Genomic DNA, 20,105 nt, shown 5'->3' on the forward strand with positions numbered 1-20,105 from the left:
ACTACGGGTCTACTCCTCTTCGGGCAGCTCCCCGACCCGGTTCTCCCACTTCGTGGAGAGCACGATCGTCGTACGCGTCCGGGAGACGCCCTCGATCCCGCTGAGCCGCCGGATCATCTTCTCCAGACCGTCGACGTCCGCCGCCCGCACCTTGAGCATGTACGAGTCGTCGCCCGCGATGAACCAGCAGTCCTCGATCTCCGAGAGGTCCTTCAGCCGCTGCGCCACGTCCTCGTGGTCGGTGGCGTCGGAGAGTGAGATGCCGATCAGGGCGGTCACGCCCAGGCCGAGCGAGGCGGCGTCGACGGTGGCCCGGTAGCCGGTGATGACGCCGGCGGCCTCCAGCCGGTTGATGCGGTCGGTGACACTGGGTCCCGACAGTCCGACGAGGCGTCCCAGCTCCGCGTAGGAGGCCCGGCCGTTCTCCCTCAGGGCCTGGATGAGCTGCCTGTCCACCGCGTCCATTGCGATCGAAGCCTTCCGCTGAAGTTGTCGTTGAGTCCGATGAGGTTCGGGTACTGCTCAGCTGTCGCGGTGCGCACCGCCGCCGAGTTCACCTTGCCAACGGCGGTAGAGCCGGTGCGGCACGCCCGCCGCGTCGAGGACGCGGCCCGCGACGAAGTCCACCAGGTCCTGGATGTGCGTCGCGCCCGCGTAGAAGGCGGGTGAGGCGGGCACGACCGTCGCGCCCGCGTCGTCGAGGGTGACCAGGTGGCGCAGGGTCTGGCCGTTCAGCGGGGTCTCCCGCACGGCCACGATCAGCTTGCGTCCCTCCTTGAGGGTCACGCTCGCCGCCCGTTGCAGCAGGTCCTTCGACAGCCCGAGCGCGACCCCGGCCACGCTCGCCGTCGAGGCGGGCACGATGAGCATGCCCTTGGTGGGATACGACCCCGAGGAGGGCCCGGCGGCCAGGTCGCCGGCGCTCCAGTGCCGTACGGCGTCGATGTCGACGGAGAAGGTGCCCGGCTTGCCGTCGGCGCCCCGGGAGAGCCATGCGCGCAGGTCGTCCTGCCAGTGGGCGTCCCGGAAGGAGATCCCGGTCTCGTCCAGCAGGGTGAGCCGGGAGGCCCGGGACACCACGAGATCGACGCTCTCACCGGCGTCCAGCAGCGCCCGCAGCACGGCAGCGGCATACGGGGTGCCGGAGGCCCCGGACACCCCTACGATCCAAGGCGTTCGTGGTGTCTCGCCTGGCTTGACTGGGTTCACGACTCCGAGCCTATCGGGCGTCACAGGGTGGGAACCGGTCCAGGGGTGCGGGCCGTTGCACGGAGGGGACGAGCGAGCACTGGGGGTCGCCATGCCGGATCCGCGAGCGGGGTGGTCACAGGGCGATCGCGCGCTGGCCGCGGGCAAGCTGATGCTGGCGTGGGTGGCGCTGCTGTGGCTGCTGGAAGTGGTCGACGTGGCCACGGGCCACGCGCTGGACGGCTTCGGCGTCACCCCGCGCGACCCGTCCGAGCTGGTCGACGTCGTCCCCTCGTCCTTCATCCACTTCGGCTTCGCCCATCTGGCCGCGAACACCGTGCCGCTGCTGGTCCTGGGCTTCCTGGCCGCGCTGTCGGGTCTGCGGCGCTTCCTGCTGGTGGCCGCGCTGATCATCGTCGTGGACGGCCTGGGTGTCTGGCTGATAGCGCCGTCCGGCACCAACACCGCGGGCGCCTCGGGCGTGATCTTCGGCCTCTTCGGTTTCCTGCTGGTCAGCGGCGTCGTCGAGCGCCGCGCCTTCGGCGTCCTGGCGGGCGTGCTGGTCGCCGCGGTCTGGGGCGGCTCGATCCTCACGGGCCTGGCCCCGACGCAGACGGGCGTCAGCTGGCAGGGCCACCTGATAGGCCTGCTGTCGGGAGTGGCGGCGGCGTTCCTGTTCCGCCGTGGCCCGGAGGCGAGCCGCGCGCTCACCGCCCCGTGATCAGACGGTCAGGCCCCGCACCAGCAGGTCGAGCAGCGCGCACACGAACAGGGCGATGCCGATGAAGCCGTTGACGCTGAAGAAGGCGCGGTTCACCCGGGACAGGTCGTGGGGGCGGACGATCGAGTGCTCGTAGAGGAACGCGGCGGCGACGATCAGCAGGCCCAGCCAGAAGAAGGCGCCGGCGCCGGTGGCGAGGGCGTACCAGACGAACAGGGCCGTCGTGAGGGTGTGGCAGACCCGCGCGCCCCAGATCGCCGCGGGGATGCCGAAGCGGGCCGGGACGGACATGACGCCGATCTCGCGGTCGGTCTCCACGTCCTGGCAGGCGTAGATCAGGTCGAAGCCGCCGATCCAGATGCCCACGGCGAGGCCGAGGATCACCGCGTCCCAGGACCACTCCCCCGAGATCGCCAGCCAGCCGCCGACCGGGCCCATCGCCTGGGCGAGGCCGAGGATGGCCTGCGGGAAGTTCGTGAACCGCTTGCCGTACGGGTAGACCACCATCGGGATCACCGCGATGGGGGCCAGCGCCAGGCAGAGGGGGTTCAGCAGGGCGGCGGCGCCGAGGAAGACGGCCAGCGCGATCAGCGCGCCCGTCCAGGCGTGCTTCACCGACATCGCACCGGTCACCAGCTCGCGCTGCGCCGTGCGGGGGTTCCGCGCGTCGATCTCCCGGTCGATGATCCGGTTGACGGCCATCGCGAAGGTGCGCAGCCCCACCATGCAGACGGTGACGAGCAGCAGCTTGCCCCAGTGGATGTTCTTGTCCCACTGGAACATGGCGGTGAGCGCGGCGATGTAGGCGAAGGGCAGCGCGAAGACCGAGTGCTCGATCATCACCAGCCGCAGGAACGCCTTGGTGCGTCCCGGCTGGGGGATCGCGGCGGAGGCGCTGGTCACAGGCCGTACTCCTTCCAGCGGCGGTCCACCTTCGCCGCCGTCTCCGGATCGGACTCCACCATGTCCGGCCAGCCGCCGTCGCGTGTGTAGCCCTCCTCGGGCCACTTCTTCGTCGCGTCGATACCGGCCTTGCCACCCCAGAACTGCTGGTAGGAGGCGTGGTCCAGATGGTCGACGGGGCCTTCGACGATGCTCAGGTCCCGGGCGTAGTCGGTGTTGCCCAGCGCCCGCCAGGCCACCTCGTGCAGGTCGTGCACGTCGCAGTCGGAGTCGACGACCACGATCAGCTTGGTCAGCGACATCATGTGCGCGCCCCAGATCGCGTGCATGACCTTCTGCGCGTGCTTGGGGTACTTCTTGTCGATCGAGACGATCGCGCAGTTGTGGAAGCCGCCCGCCTCCGGCAGGTGGTAGTCCACGATGTCCGGCACGATGATCTTCAGCAGCGGCAGGAAGAAGCGTTCCGTCGCCCGGCCCAGCGGCCCGTCCTCCGTCGGTGGCCTGCCCACGACGATCGACTGGAGCAGCGGGCGCTTGCGCATCGTGATGCAGTCGATGGTCAGCGCCGGGAAGGGCTCCTGCGGCGTGTAGAAGCCGGTGTGGTCGCCGAACGGGCCCTCGGGCAGCATCTCGCCCGGCTCCAGCCAGCCCTCGATCACGACCTCGGCCTGCGCGGGCACCTGGAGCGGCACGGTCTTGCAGTCGACCATCTCGATCCGCTTGCCCGCGAGGAACCCGGCGAACAGGTACTCGTCGATGTCCCCGGGCAGCGGGGCGGTGGAGGCGTACGTCACGGCCGGCGGGCACCCGAAGGCGATCGCGACGGGCAGCCGCTCGCCCCGGCGCGCGGCCACCTGGTAGTGGTTGCGGCTGTCCTTGTGGATCTGCCAGTGCATGCCGATGGTGCGCTTGTCGTGGCGCTGGAGCCGGTACAGCCCGAGGTTGCGGACGCCGCTCTCCGGGTCCTTGGTGTGGGTCAGCCCCAGGTTGAAGAACGACCCGCCGTCCTTCGGCCAGGTGAACAGCGCGGGGAGCCGGTCCAGGTCGACGTCGTCCCCGGTCAGGACGACCTCCTGGACGGGGCCGTCCTTCACCTTCTTCGGCGGTACGTGCGTCATCGCGCCGAGCTTGCCGAAGGCCTCCCGGACGCCGACGAAGCCATGCGGCAGCTCGGGCTTCAGCAGCCCGCCGATCCGCTCGGTGATCTCCGCGTACGACTTCAGGCCCAGGGCTTTCAGCAGCCGACGGTCCGTGCCGAACACGTTCATCGCGAGCGGCATGCTCGAACCGCGCACGTTCTCGAAGAGCAGGGCGGGGCCGCCGGACTTCTGCACCCGGTCGACGATCTCCCCGACCTCCAGATACGGGTCCACCTCGGCCTTGATGCGCTTGAGGTCGCCCTCGCGCTCCAGCGCCCTGAGCAGGGAGCGAAGATCGTCGTAAGCCATGGGGTCCAGTATCCCCGAGCCGCTACCCTGGCCTGGAACCACCCACCCGCTTTCGCTGAGAGGCCGCATGCTCCGGGTACTGATGTTCCTCGTGCCGCTGGCGCTCAGCGTGTACGCCTTCATCGACTGCATCAGCACGAAGGACGACGAGATCCGCCACATGCCCAAGCCGCTCTGGGCGCTGCTGGTGCTGGTGTTTCCGCTCGTCGGGTCGATCTCCTGGCTGATCGCCGGCAAGAAGCGGGTGCCGGCGGCGGAGCGTCCGCGGAAGTGGGTGGCGCCGGATGACAATCCCGACTTCCTGAAGTCGCTCGACCAGGACAAGGACGAGGACCCCAAGCGGGACGAGCCGTGATCGTCAGAGAGCGGCCGTGAACGCCGACCAGGCGGACCGGGTGACGACCAGGACCGGCCCGTCAGGGTTCTTGCTGTCGCGGACGGGGACGGTTTCGGGGAAACCGGGGGCTATTTCTATGCAGTTGCCAGCGTCGTTGCCGCTGTAGCTGCTCTTGATCCAGGAGATTGCGCCGAGGTCGCGACTGTTCATGGTCCCGCCCATACCCTTCCATCGCCTCCCTGATCAAGGCGGCAGATTGTGGAGCAGACGGAGCGTCAGCCCTGAGCACATCATAGGTCTGGCTTTGCTGAGCCCAGACTCCCGGATCGTTGCTGAAGTAGCCGTGACTCAGGGATTCCGAGTAGACCCACTGTTCGCCGTTCGGCAACGTGATCAACGACATGGAGCTGCTGGGGCGCACGAGATCTGATCGGTCAGCCGGGGCTACCTGGATACGGATATTGGGACGCCGCCCGAGGCGCAACAGGTGCGCGCACTGATCACGCATCACGGCGGAATCACCCACGGGGCGCAAGCAGCTCTCGTCCAACACAGCGACGTACATCGGCCCACTCCCCGAGAGGAAGCGTTGCTGTCGACTCAGACGTGCCCGAACCCGCTCTTCGAGCAGTTCGCCGCTAGCCCTCTGTGAAAGCAACGCCCGTGCGTAGCCCGAGGTCTGCAGCAAGCCCGGCATCACCATTTCCTGGTACTCGTACAACTTGACCGCCTGCGCGTCCATCTGTGCCCTGCGCTGGAACCAATCAGGGTGTTCCACCTGTTGGTACCAGTCGATCCGGCCCCATAACCGCAGCAACACCCCACCCGTGCCCAGCAGTTCGTCGCAGGTCTTGGCGAACGTGTCCTGCGGAACCCTCGTGCCGCCCTCGACCCGCGCCACGTGCGACCGGTCGCACGGGATCTGTCGGGCCAGACCCTCCTGCGTGAGCAGCGCGGCCTCGCGGAAGTGCCGCAGGACCTCCCCGAATACCGCCGCCGTACTCGCCCCGCCGTTGCGTCGGCTCACCACTCCCCCTCCGTGACAGTGCACCGGTGTCACACGCCAAGCATTGAACCGGACTGTTCCCGTGCGCAACGCTCTACACACCCAGAGTGACGGAGGTGTGCGGAATGGAACCGGGAACGCTCGTCTACGACCCGCAGACGCGCAAGGTCGGCGAGTACCAGGACAGGACCGGCCCGTATGTGATGCTGCGCCCGGTCGGCGGCGGCCGGGAGTGGCAGGCGGATCCGGCGAGGATCCGTGCGGCGACACCGGAGGAGCGGCTCAGCGCGGGCGTGCGTGCGCTCAACGACCGTTCCAGGGAAGGCTTTTCGGCGGATCCGACCCGGCCGCCCTCCCCGGTGCCCGGGTGCGCGACCTGCGAGGACCTGGCGCTGCGGCGGGACCGCGCACGCGCCGCGTTCGACGGCAGTGCGGTGACGGACGCGAACGTGCTGCTGCGCCAGCACCGACGCGCGGAGCACGGTGGGGAGTCGCCCGGCCGCAGGATCTTCCGGTACGTGCCGTACACGATCGTGCAGGACGCGTCGGCCCTGCCCGAGTACGAGGCGTACTGCGTGTCCGGCGAGGAGGAGGACTGCGGGGCGGGCTCGGGTCCGTGCGGGGCGCCCGGCGAAGTGGAGGAGTGGCAGCGCCGGCACACCCAGGAGATGCGGCACCTGCGCTACCGCCGCAGTTTCGCCGACTACGCCGTGCTCGAACAGGTCACGGCCCGGGCAGCTCCATGATCGGGAGCCGTCGGGACATTCCTCCGCATCGCGGCCGCCCCGGCGGCCTGGCAGGTTACACACCGGCTCGGGCAGGTCATGGATGAGGCCATGGACCAGGCACAGGCCCTCGCGTGGCTCGCCACCGCCCTCGAGGAGGCCCGCACCGGCCTCGCCGAGGGCGGTATCCCCGTCGGCGCCGCGCTGTACGGCCCCGACGGCACCCTCCTCGGCCGCGGCCACAACCGCCGTGTCCAGGACGACGACCCCACGATGCACGCGGAGACGGCGGCCTTCCGCGCAGCGGGACGGCAGCGGTCGTACCGGGGTACGACGATGGTGACCACCCTGTCGCCGTGCTGGTACTGCTGCGGACTGGTCCGGCAGTTCGGCATCTCCCGGGTGGTGATCGGCGAGGCGGCCACGTTCCGGGGAGGGCACGACTGGCTGGCGCGGCACGGCGTGGAGATCGTCCTGCTGGACGACCCCGAGAGCGTTGAACTGATGCGCCGCTTCGTCATCGAGCACCCGGAGCTGTGGCGTGAGGACATCGGCGACCGGGACGGATGACCCGAACGGCTTCCGGAGTACTCGCCGCCCGGGATGCCGTCCGTTCGACTGACCTTTCGGGAAATGCGGTGTGGGGTGTTCACCCCCACGGCACACCCTGATAGGGACACGCCATCCGCGAACGGAGACACCTCGTGCGCATGACGGACATCCGGAACTGTGAGGTACGGCCGGGACGACTCGTGGAGTGGACACTCGATCCCGCGGCCGCCGCGGCGGAGCAGGGCCTCCCGGAGGACTCCAGGCCCCCGGCCTACATCCAGGAGTCGCACATCAGGATCTCCCGGTCCGTGCGTGAGGACGGGTTGTTCGTACCGACGTGGATCGGCGTGTGCTTCGACCTTCCCGGCCGGGCGGACCTGGACGTTCTCCAGAGCGCGCTGCACGCGTGGACGCTGCGGCACGAGACGCTGCGCAGCGGCTTCGACTGGTCCGGGCCGCCCGGCGACGAGATCGCCCGGTTCACACTCGGCAGCGAGGACGTGCGCCTGCACCGGGAGCAGATCGGCGACTTCACGGACGAGACAGCGCTGGCCGAGCATCTTCTCAAGCGGTTCGACACCGTGGCGGACGCACTCCGGTGGCCCAACTTCATCTACGCGGCGGTCCTCCGGGACGACAGCACCAGCGTGTACATGGCCTTCGACCACAGCAACGTCGACGCCTACTCACTCGAGAACATCCCCGCCGCCCTGCATGAGCTCTACGCGTCGGTCGCGGCCGGCCGCTCCCCGGAGCAGGACGCCGTCGCCAGCTACGTCGACTTCTGCCAGGCCGAACGGGCGGACGCGGACAAGCTCGACGAGAGCCACGACATCGTGGTCCGCTGGCGGGAGTTCATCAAGAACTGCGGAGGGGAACTGCCGAACTTCCCCGTCGATCTCGGCCTGGACACCGACGGCGTGCTGCCCCGGCAGAAGGCGCTGTGCGAGCCGCTGGTGGACGCCGACGACGCCGAAGCGTTCGAGGCGCACTGCCGGCCCTACGGCGGCAGCCTGGTCGGCGTGCTGGCGGCCACCGCGCTCGTCCTCAACGAGATCGAAGGGGAGCCCGTCTTCCGCACCGTCGTGCCGTTCCACACCCGGGTGACGTCCCGGTGGTCGGACTCCGTGGGCTGGTACGTCGGCGGGGCACCGGTCGAGATCCCGCTGGCGGAGGTCCGTGACTTCCAGACAGCCCTGGAGAAGGCACACGCCGAACTGCGCGCCAACCGGCGGCTGGCCCGCACACCCCTCGAACGGGTGCTCCGGCTGATCGGAACGGACTTCCGCCCCACGTCCCCCGACCTGTACTCCCTGGTGTCCTACCTCGACGCCCGCGACGTCCCCGGCTCCGAGCAGTGGGCCGAGCAGAAGGTCTACGGGCTGGTCAGGGTCTCGTACGGCGACCGGGTCTGCGTCTGGGTCAACAGGCTCCATGAGGGCCTGTGGTTCGCCTGCCGCTATCCGGACACCGAGATCGCGCACGAGAACCTGTCCCGGTACGCGACCCGGCTGCGGGAAGTGATCACGAGCGTCGCCCGGCAGGGCTGACCCGTGCTGCCCCGGAGGCGCGTCACACGCCCGCGTAGGAGTGCTTGCCGGAGACGAAGATGTTCACGCCGTAGTAGTTGAACAGCCAGCAGCCGAAGGCGATGAGGGCCAGGTAGGCGGCCTTGCGGCCCTTCCAGCCGGCCGTCGCCCGGGCGTGCAGGTAGCCGGCGTAGGCGACCCAGGTGATGAACGACCAGGTCTCCTTGGGGTCCCAGCCCCAGTAGCGGCCCCAGGCGTCGCCGGCCCAGATGGCGCCCGCGATGATCGTGAACGTCCACAGCGGGAAGACGGCCGCGTTGACGCGGTAGGAGAACTTGTCCAGGGACGCGGAGGAGGGCAGCCGCTCCAGGACGGAGGTCGCGAAGGTGCCGGGCGTGCCACCGCTCGCGAGCTTGCTCTCGTAGGAGTCCTTGAACAGGTACAGGATCGTGGCCATCGCGCCCACGTAGAAGACCGCGCCGCAGAAGATCGCCGTCGAGACGTGGATGTACAGCCAGTACGAGTGCAGGGCCGGGACCAGCTGGTCGCTGGCGGTGTAGAGGACCGTGACCGCCAGGCCCAGGTCGAGCAGGACCGTGGTGATCAGGAACAGGCCGAGCCAGCGCACGTTCTTCTTCAGCGCCAGCAGCCCGAGGTACACGCCGACCGCGACCGTGGAGAAGGTGATGTTGAACTCGTACATGTTGCCCCACGGGGCGCGCTCCACCGACAGCGCGCGGGTGAGGACACCGCCGAACTCGACCAGGAAGGCGAGCACCGTGAGGGAGATGGCGATCCGGCCGTACAGGTCGCCCTGCTCGTCCCCGCCGTGCGCCCCGGGGCCGTCCGGCACGTCGCGCTGACCGGCCGCGGCCCGCACGGTGACCTTCGGCCGCTCCAGCACGGCGGTGCCGCCGGCCTGGTTCACGGTGACGGCCGGGGCCGCCTTCCCGGCGTCCGGCGCGACGGTGAGCGCGGCGGCGGTGCGGGCGACCTTGCTGCGGCTGCCGAAGAGCCATTCGGCGATGTACGCGAAGAAGGCCAGGGTGTAGACGGCCATCGCGGAGTAGATCAGCACATTGCTGATCTGCGCGAGGTTTTCGTTGGTGGCGGCGGCGAGAGTCACTTCTCAGCCCCTTCGGCAGGTACGGGGGGTTCGGTACCCGGCTCCTGGTCGGTGTCGGGGGAATCTGCGGGGTCGTCGGGGGCGCCGGGTGCCTGCTCGTAGAGGTCGCCGGCGAGGTGGCCCAGCTCCTCGGGGACCTTGGCGGACTCGCTGCGGCCGAGGCCGGCCATCTCCACGACGGTGACGCCGTCGGCGCCCTCGACCGCGCGCACCCAGACGCGGCGGCGCTGGATGAACAGGGAGGCGGCGAGGCCGCCGATCGCGGCGAGGGCACCGCCGAGGGCCCAGCCACTGCCGGGCTGCTGGACGACCTGGAAGCCGGCCCACTCCTTGACGTCCTTGCCGAAGGTGACCGAACCGGCGCCGTTCGGGAGCTTCATGGTCTCGCCGGGCTTCAGCAGCTTCTTGAACAGCTTGCCGTCGGAGTCCTTGAACTCCTTCATGTTGGTGCGGTCCATCTGGTACACGCTCTGCGGGATGCCGGAGTCGGCCCCGAGGTCGCCGTGGTAGGCGGACAGCGCGAGCAGCGGATTGTCCAGCGCGGGGAACTGCGACAGCATCGTGCCGCTGGCGTGGCCGCCGAAGGTCGGCACCAAGAACGCGTTGAAGCCGAGCTGCTCCTTCTTGCCCTCGGCGTTGCGGTAGCCGTCCAGGACCTTGACGACACCGGAGGAGGTGACGTTGGCGTCCAGCGGCAGCAGCGGTACGGCGTCGTCGAAGACGACCTTGCCCTTGGCGTCGCGGACGGTGATGACCGGGGCGTAGCCGTGGCTGACGAGGTAGACCTTGGAGTCGCCGATCTCCAGCGGGTGGTTCACCTCGACGGTGTCGTTCTCGTCCTTGCCGTAGGCGCCCGAGCTGTAGGTGATGTCGGCCTTGTAGACGCGCGGGGTGCCCTTGTTGGGGCCGGTGCGCTCGTAGGTGCCGGTGAACTTCTTCAGGTTGAAGCTGAACGGCACCAGGTCGTCGGAGGTGAAGAGGTTGCCGGACTTGAAGTCGTCGTACTGGGTGAGGGTATTGGAGAAGCCGTTGCCCTCGACGACCAGCTTGTTGCCCTCGGACTTGTACAGCTGGCCCCAGGCGAAGGCGACCAGCATCACGATGAGGGCGATGTGGAAGACGAGGTTGCCGACCTCGCGCAGGTAGCCCTTCTCGGCGGCGACGGCGTCCCCGGTGAGGTGGGCGCGGAAGCGGCGCTTCTTCAGCAGGGCGAGAGCGGCCTGGTGGACCTGCTCGGGTTCGGCCGTGGTGCGCCAGGTGGTGTGGGCGGGCAGCCGGGTCAGCCGCCGGGGCGCGCCGGGCGGCCGGCCGCGCAGCTGGCCCACGAACTGCCAGGTGCGGGGCACGATGCAGCCGATGAGCGAGACGAACAGCAGGATGTAGATCGCGGAGAACCACACCGAGCTGTAGACGTGGAACATGCCGATCTTGTCGTAGACGTCCGAGAGGGCCGGGTGCGCCTTGCGGAAGTCGGCGACCTTCGTCTCGTCGCTGCCGGACTGCGGGATGAGGGACCCGGGGATCGCGCCGAGGGAGAGCAGCAGGAGCAGCAGCAGGGCGACCCGCATGGAGGTGAGCTGCCGCCAGAACCAGCGGACCCAGCCGACGACGCCCAGGGACGGCAGGCTGGGCGCCTCCTCCCTGGGGGCGGTGGACAGCTGGGAGCCGGCTTCACCCAGCTCCTGGTCCTCGGCGGACGGGGCCGGGTCGGAGGCGGTGGTCTTGCTCATCGATCAGATCCCCACAGTGAAGCCGTCGGACCAGACCTGCATCTCCTGCACGATGCGGTCCCACGCGCCGGTCAGCAGCAGCAGGCCGGTCACGATCATCATGGTGCCGCCGATCCGCATCACCCAGACATAGTGGCGCTTGATCCAGCCGAAGGCTCCGAGGGCCTTGCGGAAGGCGACCGCGGCGAGCACGAAGGGCACGCCCAGGCCCAGACAGTACGCGAAGGTGAGTATCGCCCCGCGACCGGCGGTCCCCTGCTGCCAGGCGAGTGTCTGCACGGCGGACAGCGTCGGGCCGATGCAGGGCGTCCAGCCGATACCGAAGAGGGCGCCGAGCACCGGGGCTCCCACGAGGCCGGTCGCCGGCTTCTTGTGGAAACGGAACTCGCGCTGAGTGAGCCAGGGCATCAGGCCCATGAAGAAGACGCCCATGAGGATCATGAGGACGCCCAGCACCTTGGACAGCACGCCCCGCTGTTCCTGGAGCGTCTGGCCGAAGTACCCGAAGAGGGCCCCGCCGGAGACGAACACCGCCGTGAAGCCCAGGACGAACAGCGAGGCACCGGCCACCATCCGTCCCCGCCGGGCCTCGGCCAGGTCGGTGCCGCTGACTCCGGTGACATAAGACAGGTAGCCGGGCACCAGCGGCAGGACGCACGGCGAGAAGAAGGAGACGAGGCCGCCGAGCAGCGCGATCGGCAGGGCCACCAGCAGGGCGCCGTTGAGCACCGTGCCGTTGGGGTCCGCCACCGCGGCGAGCGTGGTGACTGCGCTCACGTCGCTGCTCCGCTCACTTCTCGGCGACGACGGGCTTGAGCATCTTCAGCAGCCGTTCCTCGCTGAGCGCGGACAGCGAACGGGCCGCGATCTTGCCGTCCCGGTCGAGGATCAGCGTGGAGGGGATCGCCTGCGGGTTGAGCGTGCCCTTCTTGAAGCGCAGCAGGAGCTTGCCCGTCGGGTCGTAGAGGCTGGGGTAGGTGATGCCCCAGTCCTTCTCGAAGGCGAGGGCCGCGCCGGTGGAGGTGTCGCGGGTGTTGATGCCGACGAACTGCACGCCCTTGTCCGCGTACGCCTTGGAGACCTTCGCGAAGTACTTGGCCTCGGCGCGGCAGGGGTTGCACCAGGAACCCCACACGTTGAGGACGACGACCTTGCCCTTGTAGTCGGCGACGTCGAGGGTCTTGCCGGCGATGGTCTTGCCGGACAGGTCGGGGGCCGGGGTGCGCTTGCCCTGCGCGACCGTGGCGACGCCGTCGGTGCCGGTGACGAAGTTGGTGTTGCCACCCCCGCCGGAGGTGCCGCCGGAGCCGCACGCGGAGACGAGCAGCGCGGTCACGGCGAGACCTGCGCTCAGGGTGGCGCTACGTCGGACACGGCGGGTGCGCTCGGCGGCACGGGTCGTGCGGTTCGAACGCTGGGGGGCGCTGTCGGCACTCATGTGAAAAGTTTCGCATGCCCGTTCTGGGGGTCTCGCCCACCCCCCTTGCGGGTGGAAAACCGCATTTCAGGCGGCGTTCCCCGAGGGGTCGGCACCCGGCGTGGCGGCCTTGCCGGTGAACTCCCGCCAGCCACCGGCCGGCTGCTGTCCGACGCCGAGGGTGCGGAGCTTGTCGAGCACCTCGGGCTTCTGCACGTCCAGCCAGTCGGTGAACTGCCGGAAGGAGACGAGGCGCACATCCGCGCCCTTCTCCTTCTCGCGCGCGATGTGCTTGAAGGCCTCCTCGACGGCGTCCATGTAGATGCCGCCGTTCCACTGCTCGAAGTGGTTACCGATGAAGAGGGGTGCCCGGTTTGTCTCGTATGCCCGCTTGAATCCCTGAATGTATGCCTGTGCCGACTGCCGCCTCCAGCCCGGATAGTTGTGGGCCGGGGCCTTCGTGGAGTTGAGGGACTGGTTGGCCAGCATGTTGTAGTCCATCGACAGGACCTCGAAGCCGCGGCCGGGGAAAGGTATCTGCTGCAGGGGCAGGTCCCATATGCCCTGGCGCTTGCGGGGCCAGACCTGGAGGCCGCCGGGCGAGGAGGCGTCGTAGCGCCAGCCCAGCTCGCGGGCGGTGGGCAGCAGGTTGTCCTGGCCGAGCAGACAGGGCGTGCGGCCGCCGACGAGTTCCTTGTCGTAGTCGAACGGCAGCGACGGCAGGTCGGTCCAGCCGGTGTTGGTGCGCCACTCCTTGACGAACGACTTCGCCTGGTCGATCTCGCTGCGCCACTGCGCCGGCGTCCAGTTCTTGACCGAGCCGTGGGACTCGCCGCAGAAGTGCCCGTTGAAGTGCGTGCCGATCTCGTGGCCCTCCAGCCACGCCCGGCGGACGTTCTTCAGGGTGGCCTTGACGTGGTCGTCGGTGAGGTAGCCGATGTCGGAGGCACCGCGCGGGTTGTTCGGGGGGTTGTACAGGCGCTTCTTCGACTCGGGCAGCAGGTACAGCCCGGACAGGAAGAAGGTCATGCTCGCGCCGTGCTCCTTGGCGAGGTCCAGGAAGCGCGGGAAGAGGCCGTTGCCGACCTCGCCGGCACCGTCCCAGGAGAACACCACGAACTGGGGCGGGGCCTGACCCGGCTCCAGCGGCTGGGGCCTGTCCGGCTGGTGGGGCTGCTTGCCGGTGTGGCTGGTCGATCCGTCGCCGATGGGGCGGGCGGTGGGCTTCGGCTTCGATCCGCCCTGGACGGAGTCGCCGCCGGAACCGCCGGCGTGACCGGAGTCGTCCGAACCCGTGAGTCCGCCGCATCCGGCGAGCGAGACGGCGGCGGCTCCTGCGCCGAGTCCGAGCATTCCCCTGCGGGAGAGAGCGCGCATGGCATCCCCGATTCGTCACGTCGTGCTGGTCACCCAGTCAGAGGCCGTGACGAGCGGGGAGGTTCCGCTGAAATGCGCAGATTCCGTAACGAAAGAGTCGTAAGTGATCATAAGAGGGCGATCCACAGCAGGCTCGGTGTGTGGGGAACGCCCCCGGGGGGATCGTGGGCCCACGCTCCCAAGGCCCACGATCCGGCGCGCGATCCGAGGTCTACGCCCCGGGCGTCTACGCCCCGAAGGCCTTCGCCTGACCCTTCGCCGGCTTCGCGCCGGCGAGGAGGTGGGCCGGGACGAGGTCGCGGGCCGGCTCGGTGTAGCCGACGGAGACGATGCGGTCGCCCCGGTACGTGAAGGTCGTCAGTGAGGCGAGCGTGCACTGGCGCTTGCGCGGGTCGTGCCACAGGCGGCGGCGCTCGACGTAGGACCGGACGATCCAGATGGGCAGCTGATGGCTGACCACGACCGCCTCGTGCCCCCGGGCCTGGTCCTTCGCCGCACCCAGCGCGCTCATCATGCGGACGACCTGGTCCACGTACGGCTCGCCCCAGGACGGCCGGAACGGGTTGACCAGGTGCTTCCAGTTGTTCGGCTTGCGCAGCGCACCGTCGCCGACGCCGAACGTCTTGCCCTGGAAGATGTTGTCGGCCTCGATCAGCCGCTCGTCGGTCGCCAGGTCCAGCCCGTGCGCCTTGGCGATCGGCTCGGCCGTCTCCTGGGCCCGCTCCAGCGGCGAGGCGACGACGTGCGTCACATCGCGGCCGGACAGGTGCTCGGCGACCCGGTCGGCCATGCGGCGCCCCAGGTCGGACAGGTGGTAGCCGGGGAGGCGGCCGTAGAGGATGCCGTCCGGGTTGGCGACCTCGCCGTGCCGCATGAGGTGCACGACGGTGATGTCCTCGGCGCTGTTGCTCCGCTGGTCGCTCATGCCGTGGCCTCCGCAGCCGCCCGGGCCGCCGCCGGAAGGGCGTCGGCGATCTTCTGCACGGCCCGCTCGTCGTGCGCGGTGGACACGAACCAGGACTCGAAGGAGGACGGCGGCAGGTAGACGCCGTTCGCGAGCAGCGAGTGGAAGAACGCGGTGAAGCGGAACGACTCCTGCGTCTTGGCGTCCTCGTAGTTGCGCACGGGCCGGTCGGTGAAGAACACGGAGAACATGTTCGAGGCGGTCTGCAGCCGGTGCGCGACCCCCTCCTTGGTGAGCGCCTCGGTGACCAGGCCCTGGATCTCCTTCGACACGGCGTCGACCTTGGCGTACGCGGCGTCGTCGAGCAGCCGCAGCTGGGCGAGCCCGGCCGCGGTGGCGACGGGGTTACCGGAGAGGGTGCCGGCCTGGTAGACGGGCCCGGCCGGGGCGAGGTGGGCCATCACGTCCGCGCGCCCGCCGAAGGCCGCCGCGGGGAAGCCGCCGCCCATGACCTTGCCGAAGGTCATCAGGTCGGGGACGACGCCGTCGACCCCGAACCACCCGGCGCGGCTGGTCCGGAAGCCGGTCATGACCTCGTCGGAGACGTAGAGGGCGCCGTTGTCGGAGCAGATGTCCTTCAGCCCCTGGTTGAAGCCCTCGGCGGGCGGTACGACGCCCATGTTGCCCGGGGAGGCCTCGGTGATCACGCAGGCGATCTCGCCGGGGTGCGCCCGGAAGGCCTCGCGCACGGCGTCCAGGTCGTTGTACGGCAGGACGATGGTGTCGCCGGCCTGGGCGCCGGTGACGCCCGGGGTGTCGGGCAGCGCGAAGGTGGCGACACCGCTGCCGGCCGCGGCGAGCAGCGAGTCGACGTGCCCGTGGTAGCACCCGGCGAACTTGATCACCTTGGTGCGCTGCGTGAAGCCCCGCGCGAGCCGGATCGCGGACATGGTCGCCTCGGTCCCGCTGGAGACGAGCCGCACCTGCTCCAGCGGCGCGACGCGGGCCACCATCTCCTCGGCGAGCGCGACCTCGCCCTCACCGGGCGTGCCGAAGGACGTACCGCGGGAGACGGCGTCCTGCACGGCGGCGATCACCTCGGGGTGGGAGTGCCCGAGGATCATGGGCCCCCAGGAGCACACGAGGTCGACGTACTCCCTGCCGTCCGCGTCGGTCAGATAGGGGCCGGTGCCGGACACCATGAACCGTGGTGTGCCGCCGACGGCTCGGAAGGCCCGCACCGGTGAGTTCACGCCGCCGGGCGTGACGGTCGCCGCGCGGTCGAACAGAGCCTGCGAGGCCGGTGCTTCATACGGATATGCCAGTTCACTCATGACCTGCGACTTCTCCGACCTTCTCCGACGCTGTCGGGCTCCGGGTGCCAGTGACCTGTTCAGGGTAGGCCAGGGGCGTGGGCGGGCGGGGCGCGGGACAACCGGCCCCGGAGTCGCCGTCGTCTGCGAGACTGGACCCTGATACACACAGCTCGCACGGCCGTGGTGGCCGGAGGCTGCGGACATCCCGCGGGCAGTTGTTTCAGCGCACGTTTCGGCGGGCGGCCGTGGGGGAGGTCACTGACACGATGATCGGGTTGCGCGGCGGGGGCGGCGCGTCCTAGAAAAAGCAGTCGGGTGGAGATATGCATCGCGGTGGCGGACTGGGCGAGGGGACTGATGACCTGGGTCCTCGGCGTGCCCGGCGGGGACGGCACCGGCGCGAGGCGGAGGACGCTCAGGAACCGCGTCGGACACAGGGTGCACCGAGTGAACCGGAGCGGGCCGCCGGACGTACTGAACGTCAGGTGGACGATCTTCGGGCCGGGAGCAGCGGGAATGGTGGTCGGGTGGGGGTGACGTACAAGTACTTCGGCGCGCCCGACGGTGCGACTGCGGCCCGCGTCCCGATCTCGATGCGTCCCGAGGAACTCGGCGGCGACGAGCTCGGCATGAACGGCATGTTCACGAAGATCAAGCCGGAGACGATGGCGGCGATGGTGCTCACGGGCATCGAGGGCGTCCCCCTGCACAAGGTCCCGCCCCTGGAGCTCGTCGTCCTGCACCCCGACTACGCGGTGGTCAAGCTCCCCATGACGGTCGTCGACCCCCTGCGCGGCATCGGCGAGGAGGCGGTGGGCGCGGCGGCCTTCATCTGGTCGACGGTCCCCGACCGCGGCGGCCCCCGGGACGCGTTCAACGTCTACCAACTGCTGCACGAGTGGCAGGACTTCTCGCACCGGCTGCATGAGGCGGGGCATCAGCCGTACTGCCTGGTGTGGCCCTGAGCCGGGGTTTCCATGGTGCCGGGCGGGGTTTTCGGACCCCGACCTTGTCGTGCGCCGTCGAATGGATCACATCGGACCGGGTTTGACCCGTGCCCGATCCAGGCTTGATCCACTCTGATCTCCGGCCGATCGCACAGACTCAGAGGGAGCACCGCATGCGAAAGCTCGTGTACTACATCGCCACCACGCTGGACGGTTTCATCGCGGGCCCGGACGGTGCCGACCCCACCGGCCCGGCCGGCTTCTGGCCGATCCCGGCGGACTACATCGAGTACCTGGTGGCGGAGTACCCGGAGACCCTGCCCGTCCAGGCCCGGGCGGCGCTGTCCGTCACGGCGGAGGGCACGCACTTCGACACCGTCCTGGAAGGACGGCGCAGCTACGAGATCGGCCTCAAGGCCGGCATCGACGACGCCTACCCCCATCTGCGTCACCTGGTCTTCTCCCGGACCCTCACCGAGGCCCCGGCCCCGGCCGTCGAACTGGTCGCCGGCGACCCCGTGGAGAAGGTGCGGCAGTTGAAGCAGGAGGACGGCAAGGACATCTGGCTGCTGGGCGGCGCGGAACTGGCCGGTGCCCTGTACGGCGAGATCGACCAGCTCGTCCTCAAGGTGGCCCCGTTGACCATCGGCGCCGGGATCCCGGTCTTCTCCGACAAGGCCGCCTTCGATCCGCGCGGCTGGGAGCTCACCGGCCACACCGTGCTCGACAGCGGCGCGGCCTTCGTCACCTATGCGTGCGCCACCGGTCACTGATTCCTCCGTCGGATCCGCCCGGTCCGGCCGCACCGGCACGCTCGCCCGGTGCGGCAGGACCGGCGTCGCCGTGGTCTGCGCGGGCAAGGGATGAGCCGGCTCCCGGGTGGGCAGGACCGGTGCGGCGGCAGTAGGTGACCTGAGGGGGACCCCGTGCGTGAACTCGCGGACGCGACCGAGTCGATGGAACAGCTCGCAACGGTCTGGCGGGCCATGGTGCTCGACCGGGACCCCCGCGCCGACGTGCGGGACCTGCCGGGCATCGCCGTGCGGTGGGCCGACTCCCGGTTCGCCTTCTGGAACTGCGTCACCCTGACAGAGGTCGGGGCGGACGCCGGGGTGCTGAAGCAGCGGCTGCACGAGGCCGCCGAGGTGATGCGTTCGAAGACCCGCCCCGGCTTCCTGTGGGTCTTCGAGGCCCTGCTCGACGACGGGGCGCGTGCCGCGCTCGGAGCGGCCGCCGAGCAGGCGGGCCTGCGGTACGCCTTCCCCGGCACCGGCATGGCGGGAGATCTCCTGCCCCTTCCCGAACCCGCCCATCCCGAGCTGACCTTCGTGCGCGTCGACAGCGACGAACTGCTGCGGGCGTACGCGGACATCAACGCGCGCGCCTACGGTTTCCCGCTGGAGGACGGGCGGGACGGGCTCGCCGGGTCCGCGTGGTGGAAGAGCGGGGTGTTCGCCTACCTGGGGCTGCGCGACGGGGTCCCCGTGACCTGCGCCGCCACCGTGGAGGCGGACGGGCGGCTCTTCGTCGTGCTCGTCGCCACCGATCCGGCGTGGGAGCGGCGGGGTTACGGGGAGGCCGTGACCCGCAAGGCCCTGTACGAGGGGGGCCGCGCGACCGGGCTGACCCGGGCGACACTGCACGCGACCGCCGCCGGCGCGCCGGTGTACCCCCGGATCGGGTTCGAGCCGAACTCCCCGATCGGGTTCTACTCGCTCGCCGAGCTCCCGGATTCCGCCGGTCCCGCCGATCCTTCCGGTCCCTCCGGCCTCGGGGACTGATCCGCCGGTCGGGTCGCGGGAGCGGGCGTCCTCGCCGCCACCGGGGCCGTCGTGCCCCGGGGGATCACGTGGGTCGGCAGGACGATGTGGCGTTCATGGTCGCCGTCCGAGTCGTCGATGAGCTTCAGGGCCAGCTCCCCGGCCAGCCGGCCCATCTCCGACGGGGACTGCGCCACCGTCGACAGGTCGAACCAGTCCGCCAGCGGCTGGTCGTCGAAGCCCAGGACCGAGACGCGCTCGGGTACCGCGATCCCTGTCTTGCGGAGGTTCCAGATGAGGGCGACCGCGACCTCGTCCTGCTCGGCGAAGACGGCGGTGGGCGGCTCGCGCAGGCTGAGCAGCGCGCCGAGGGACTCGGCGGCCGCCCGCTTGCTGCCGACCCGCGTGGACACCACCAGGTCGTCGTCGAGCGGCACCCCCGCCTCGGTGAGCGCCTGCTGGTAGCCCACCAGGCGCTCGTTGGAACTGAAGGCGAAACCGCTCGCCCCCTCGGTCGGGACGAAGGCGATGCGCCGGTGGCCGAGGTTGAGCAGGTGCCGGGTGCCGTGCAGCGCTCCGGCGACGTCGTCGACGTAGACGCTCGGGCGTCCCTCGACGTGCTGGCTGACGTAGATCACCGGCATGCCGAGGTCGTCCAGCCGGGCCGTCTCCTCGTCGGTGAGGTCGAAGGAGAAGACCAGGAGCGCGTCGGCGTTGCGGCGCGCCGGGAGGTGCTCGAAGAACGCCGTGCGCTCGGCCAGGTCCGGGATCTCGTAGACGTTCAGCTGCATGCCCGCCGCCCGCAGCAGCGGGGCGAGGCTGGACAGGGCGGATCCCATGAACCACGAGTTGAGCGTCGGGACCATCACCGCGACCGTGCCGGTCCTGCCCGTGACGAGGCTCGCCGCCTGCCGTGACACCGCGAAGTTGAGTTCGCGTGCCGCCTGCTCGACGCGGGCGCGCACCTCCGGCGAGACCGTGGACAGTCCGCGCAGCGTGCGGGAGACGGTGGACGTGGAGACCCCGGCCCGCTCGGCGACGTCGGCCATCGTGGGGTGCCGTTGCTGGGCTGGAGGCATGAGCCGGACGTTAGCACAGGGATCCACTCCGTCACCCGGC

General features: G+C 69.9%; 22 protein-coding genes. 8 read left to right on the forward strand and 14 right to left on the reverse strand.

Going from position 1 to position 20,105, the window contains the following annotated elements; genetic code table 11:
• Positions 1-9 precede the first annotated feature (9 nt).
• The gene (locus AB0937_RS09290) at positions 10-465 is read right to left on the reverse strand and encodes an Lrp/AsnC family transcriptional regulator (RefSeq protein WP_033314055.1); all 456 of its coding nucleotides are present in this window, start codon (positions 463-465) and stop codon (positions 10-12) included.
• A gap of 57 nt (positions 466-522) precedes the next feature.
• A complete protein-coding gene (locus AB0937_RS09295) occupies positions 523-1,209 on the reverse strand; it encodes a UbiX family flavin prenyltransferase (RefSeq protein WP_366710573.1) in 687 nt (228 codons plus the stop codon).
• A gap of 91 nt (positions 1,210-1,300) precedes the next feature.
• Here AB0937_RS09295 and AB0937_RS09300 point away from each other — a divergent pair, with 91 nt between their 5' ends.
• Positions 1,301-1,909, forward strand: a complete 609-nt coding sequence (locus AB0937_RS09300) for a rhomboid family intramembrane serine protease (protein WP_366710574.1) — start codon at positions 1,301-1,303, stop codon at positions 1,907-1,909.
• On the opposite strand, the gene mqnP is transcribed toward AB0937_RS09300, so the two are convergent.
• Positions 1,910-2,812: a menaquinone biosynthesis prenyltransferase MqnP gene (mqnP, locus tag AB0937_RS09305; protein ID WP_366710575.1), complete on the reverse strand. Its 903-nt coding sequence runs from the start codon at positions 2,810-2,812 to the stop codon at positions 1,910-1,912.
• Positions 2,809-4,260, reverse strand: coding sequence for a menaquinone biosynthesis decarboxylase (locus AB0937_RS09310; protein ID WP_234846840.1), 1,452 nt, complete (start codon positions 4,258-4,260; stop codon positions 2,809-2,811). Before AB0937_RS09310 ends, mqnP begins: the two co-directional genes overlap by 4 nt.
• A 67-nt stretch (positions 4,261-4,327) precedes the next feature.
• Between AB0937_RS09310 and AB0937_RS09315 the strand changes: the two genes are divergently transcribed.
• The gene (locus AB0937_RS09315) at positions 4,328-4,615 is read left to right on the forward strand and encodes a PLD nuclease N-terminal domain-containing protein (RefSeq protein WP_366710577.1); all 288 of its coding nucleotides are present in this window, start codon (positions 4,328-4,330) and stop codon (positions 4,613-4,615) included.
• 3 nt (positions 4,616-4,618) lie between these two features.
• Here the strand turns inward: AB0937_RS09315 and AB0937_RS09320 are convergent, their stop codons facing one another.
• Positions 4,619-4,729 (reverse strand): DUF397 domain-containing protein, encoded by a 111-nt coding sequence (locus AB0937_RS09320; RefSeq protein WP_355827784.1) that lies wholly within the window; start codon positions 4,727-4,729, stop codon positions 4,619-4,621.
• Positions 4,677-5,624: a helix-turn-helix transcriptional regulator gene (locus AB0937_RS09325; RefSeq protein WP_366710579.1), complete on the reverse strand. Its 948-nt coding sequence runs from the start codon at positions 5,622-5,624 to the stop codon at positions 4,677-4,679. The genes AB0937_RS09320 and AB0937_RS09325 overlap by 53 nt, the downstream gene beginning before the upstream one ends.
• Positions 5,625-5,728: 104 nt before the next feature.
• Here AB0937_RS09325 and AB0937_RS09330 point away from each other — a divergent pair, with 104 nt between their 5' ends.
• The 3 genes from AB0937_RS09330 to AB0937_RS09340 all read left to right on the forward strand — a co-directional run bounded on the left by AB0937_RS09330 (position 5,729) and on the right by AB0937_RS09340 (position 8,430).
• Entirely contained in the window at positions 5,729-6,349 is a 621-nt protein-coding gene (locus AB0937_RS09330) for a hypothetical protein (RefSeq protein ID WP_366710580.1), read from the forward strand.
• 90 nt (positions 6,350-6,439) lie between these two features.
• Complete coding sequence (locus AB0937_RS09335; protein ID WP_366710582.1) at positions 6,440-6,898, forward strand: nucleoside deaminase; 459 nt, start codon at positions 6,440-6,442, stop codon at positions 6,896-6,898.
• A gap of 134 nt (positions 6,899-7,032) precedes the next feature.
• Positions 7,033-8,430 (forward strand): condensation domain-containing protein, encoded by a 1,398-nt coding sequence (locus AB0937_RS09340; RefSeq protein WP_366710583.1) that lies wholly within the window; start codon positions 7,033-7,035, stop codon positions 8,428-8,430.
• A gap of 22 nt (positions 8,431-8,452) precedes the next feature.
• On the opposite strand, the gene ccsB is transcribed toward AB0937_RS09340, so the two are convergent.
• From ccsB to hemL, 7 genes are all read right to left on the reverse strand, one after another.
• Entirely contained in the window at positions 8,453-9,535 is a 1,083-nt protein-coding gene (gene ccsB, locus AB0937_RS09345; protein ID WP_366710585.1) for a c-type cytochrome biogenesis protein CcsB, read from the reverse strand.
• The gene (locus AB0937_RS09350; protein ID WP_366710586.1) at positions 9,532-11,265 is read right to left on the reverse strand and encodes a cytochrome c biogenesis protein ResB; all 1,734 of its coding nucleotides are present in this window, start codon (positions 11,263-11,265) and stop codon (positions 9,532-9,534) included. Before AB0937_RS09350 ends, ccsB begins: the two co-directional genes overlap by 4 nt.
• A gap of 3 nt (positions 11,266-11,268) precedes the next feature.
• Complete coding sequence (locus AB0937_RS09355) at positions 11,269-12,042, reverse strand: cytochrome c biogenesis protein CcdA (RefSeq protein WP_366710588.1); 774 nt, start codon at positions 12,040-12,042, stop codon at positions 11,269-11,271.
• A gap of 13 nt (positions 12,043-12,055) precedes the next feature.
• On the reverse strand, positions 12,056-12,703 hold the full coding sequence (locus tag AB0937_RS09360) for a TlpA disulfide reductase family protein (protein WP_366710589.1): 648 nt from the start codon (positions 12,701-12,703) through the stop codon (positions 12,056-12,058).
• A 66-nt stretch (positions 12,704-12,769) separates the two neighbouring features.
• Positions 12,770-14,059: a polysaccharide deacetylase family protein gene (locus AB0937_RS09365; RefSeq protein ID WP_366710591.1), complete on the reverse strand. Its 1,290-nt coding sequence runs from the start codon at positions 14,057-14,059 to the stop codon at positions 12,770-12,772.
• Between the two features lie 226 nt (positions 14,060-14,285).
• Complete coding sequence (locus tag AB0937_RS09370; RefSeq protein WP_366710593.1) at positions 14,286-14,984, reverse strand: histidine phosphatase family protein; 699 nt, start codon at positions 14,982-14,984, stop codon at positions 14,286-14,288.
• Complete coding sequence (gene hemL, locus AB0937_RS09375) at positions 14,981-16,297, reverse strand: glutamate-1-semialdehyde 2,1-aminomutase (protein ID WP_366710594.1); 1,317 nt, start codon at positions 16,295-16,297, stop codon at positions 14,981-14,983. The genes AB0937_RS09370 and hemL overlap by 4 nt, the downstream gene beginning before the upstream one ends.
• 305 nt (positions 16,298-16,602) lie before the next feature.
• On the opposite strand from hemL, the gene AB0937_RS09380 reads away from it, so the two are divergent.
• From AB0937_RS09380 to AB0937_RS09390, 3 genes are all read left to right on the forward strand, one after another.
• Positions 16,603-17,244, forward strand: coding sequence for a hypothetical protein (locus AB0937_RS09380; RefSeq protein WP_366710595.1), 642 nt, complete (start codon positions 16,603-16,605; stop codon positions 17,242-17,244).
• Between the two features lie 155 nt (positions 17,245-17,399).
• Positions 17,400-17,999 carry a dihydrofolate reductase family protein gene (locus tag AB0937_RS09385; RefSeq protein ID WP_366710596.1) on the forward strand — a complete coding sequence of 200 codons (600 nt, stop codon included), beginning with the start codon at positions 17,400-17,402 and terminating at the stop codon, positions 17,997-17,999.
• 153 nt (positions 18,000-18,152) lie between these two features.
• Positions 18,153-19,007, forward strand: coding sequence for a GNAT family N-acetyltransferase (locus AB0937_RS09390; protein WP_366710598.1), 855 nt, complete (start codon positions 18,153-18,155; stop codon positions 19,005-19,007).
• Here AB0937_RS09390 and AB0937_RS09395 read toward each other — a convergent pair.
• Positions 18,935-20,035 (reverse strand): LacI family DNA-binding transcriptional regulator, encoded by a 1,101-nt coding sequence (locus AB0937_RS09395; RefSeq protein ID WP_366710669.1) that lies wholly within the window; start codon positions 20,033-20,035, stop codon positions 18,935-18,937. The two genes, AB0937_RS09390 and AB0937_RS09395, sit on opposite strands and share 73 nt — an antisense overlap.
• Between the last annotated feature and the right edge of the window lie 70 nt (positions 20,036-20,105).

The sequence above is a fragment of the Streptomyces sp. NPDC047880 genome (genome assembly GCF_040706515.1).
Taxonomy (GTDB): Bacteria; Actinomycetota; Actinomycetes; order Streptomycetales; family Streptomycetaceae; genus Streptomyces.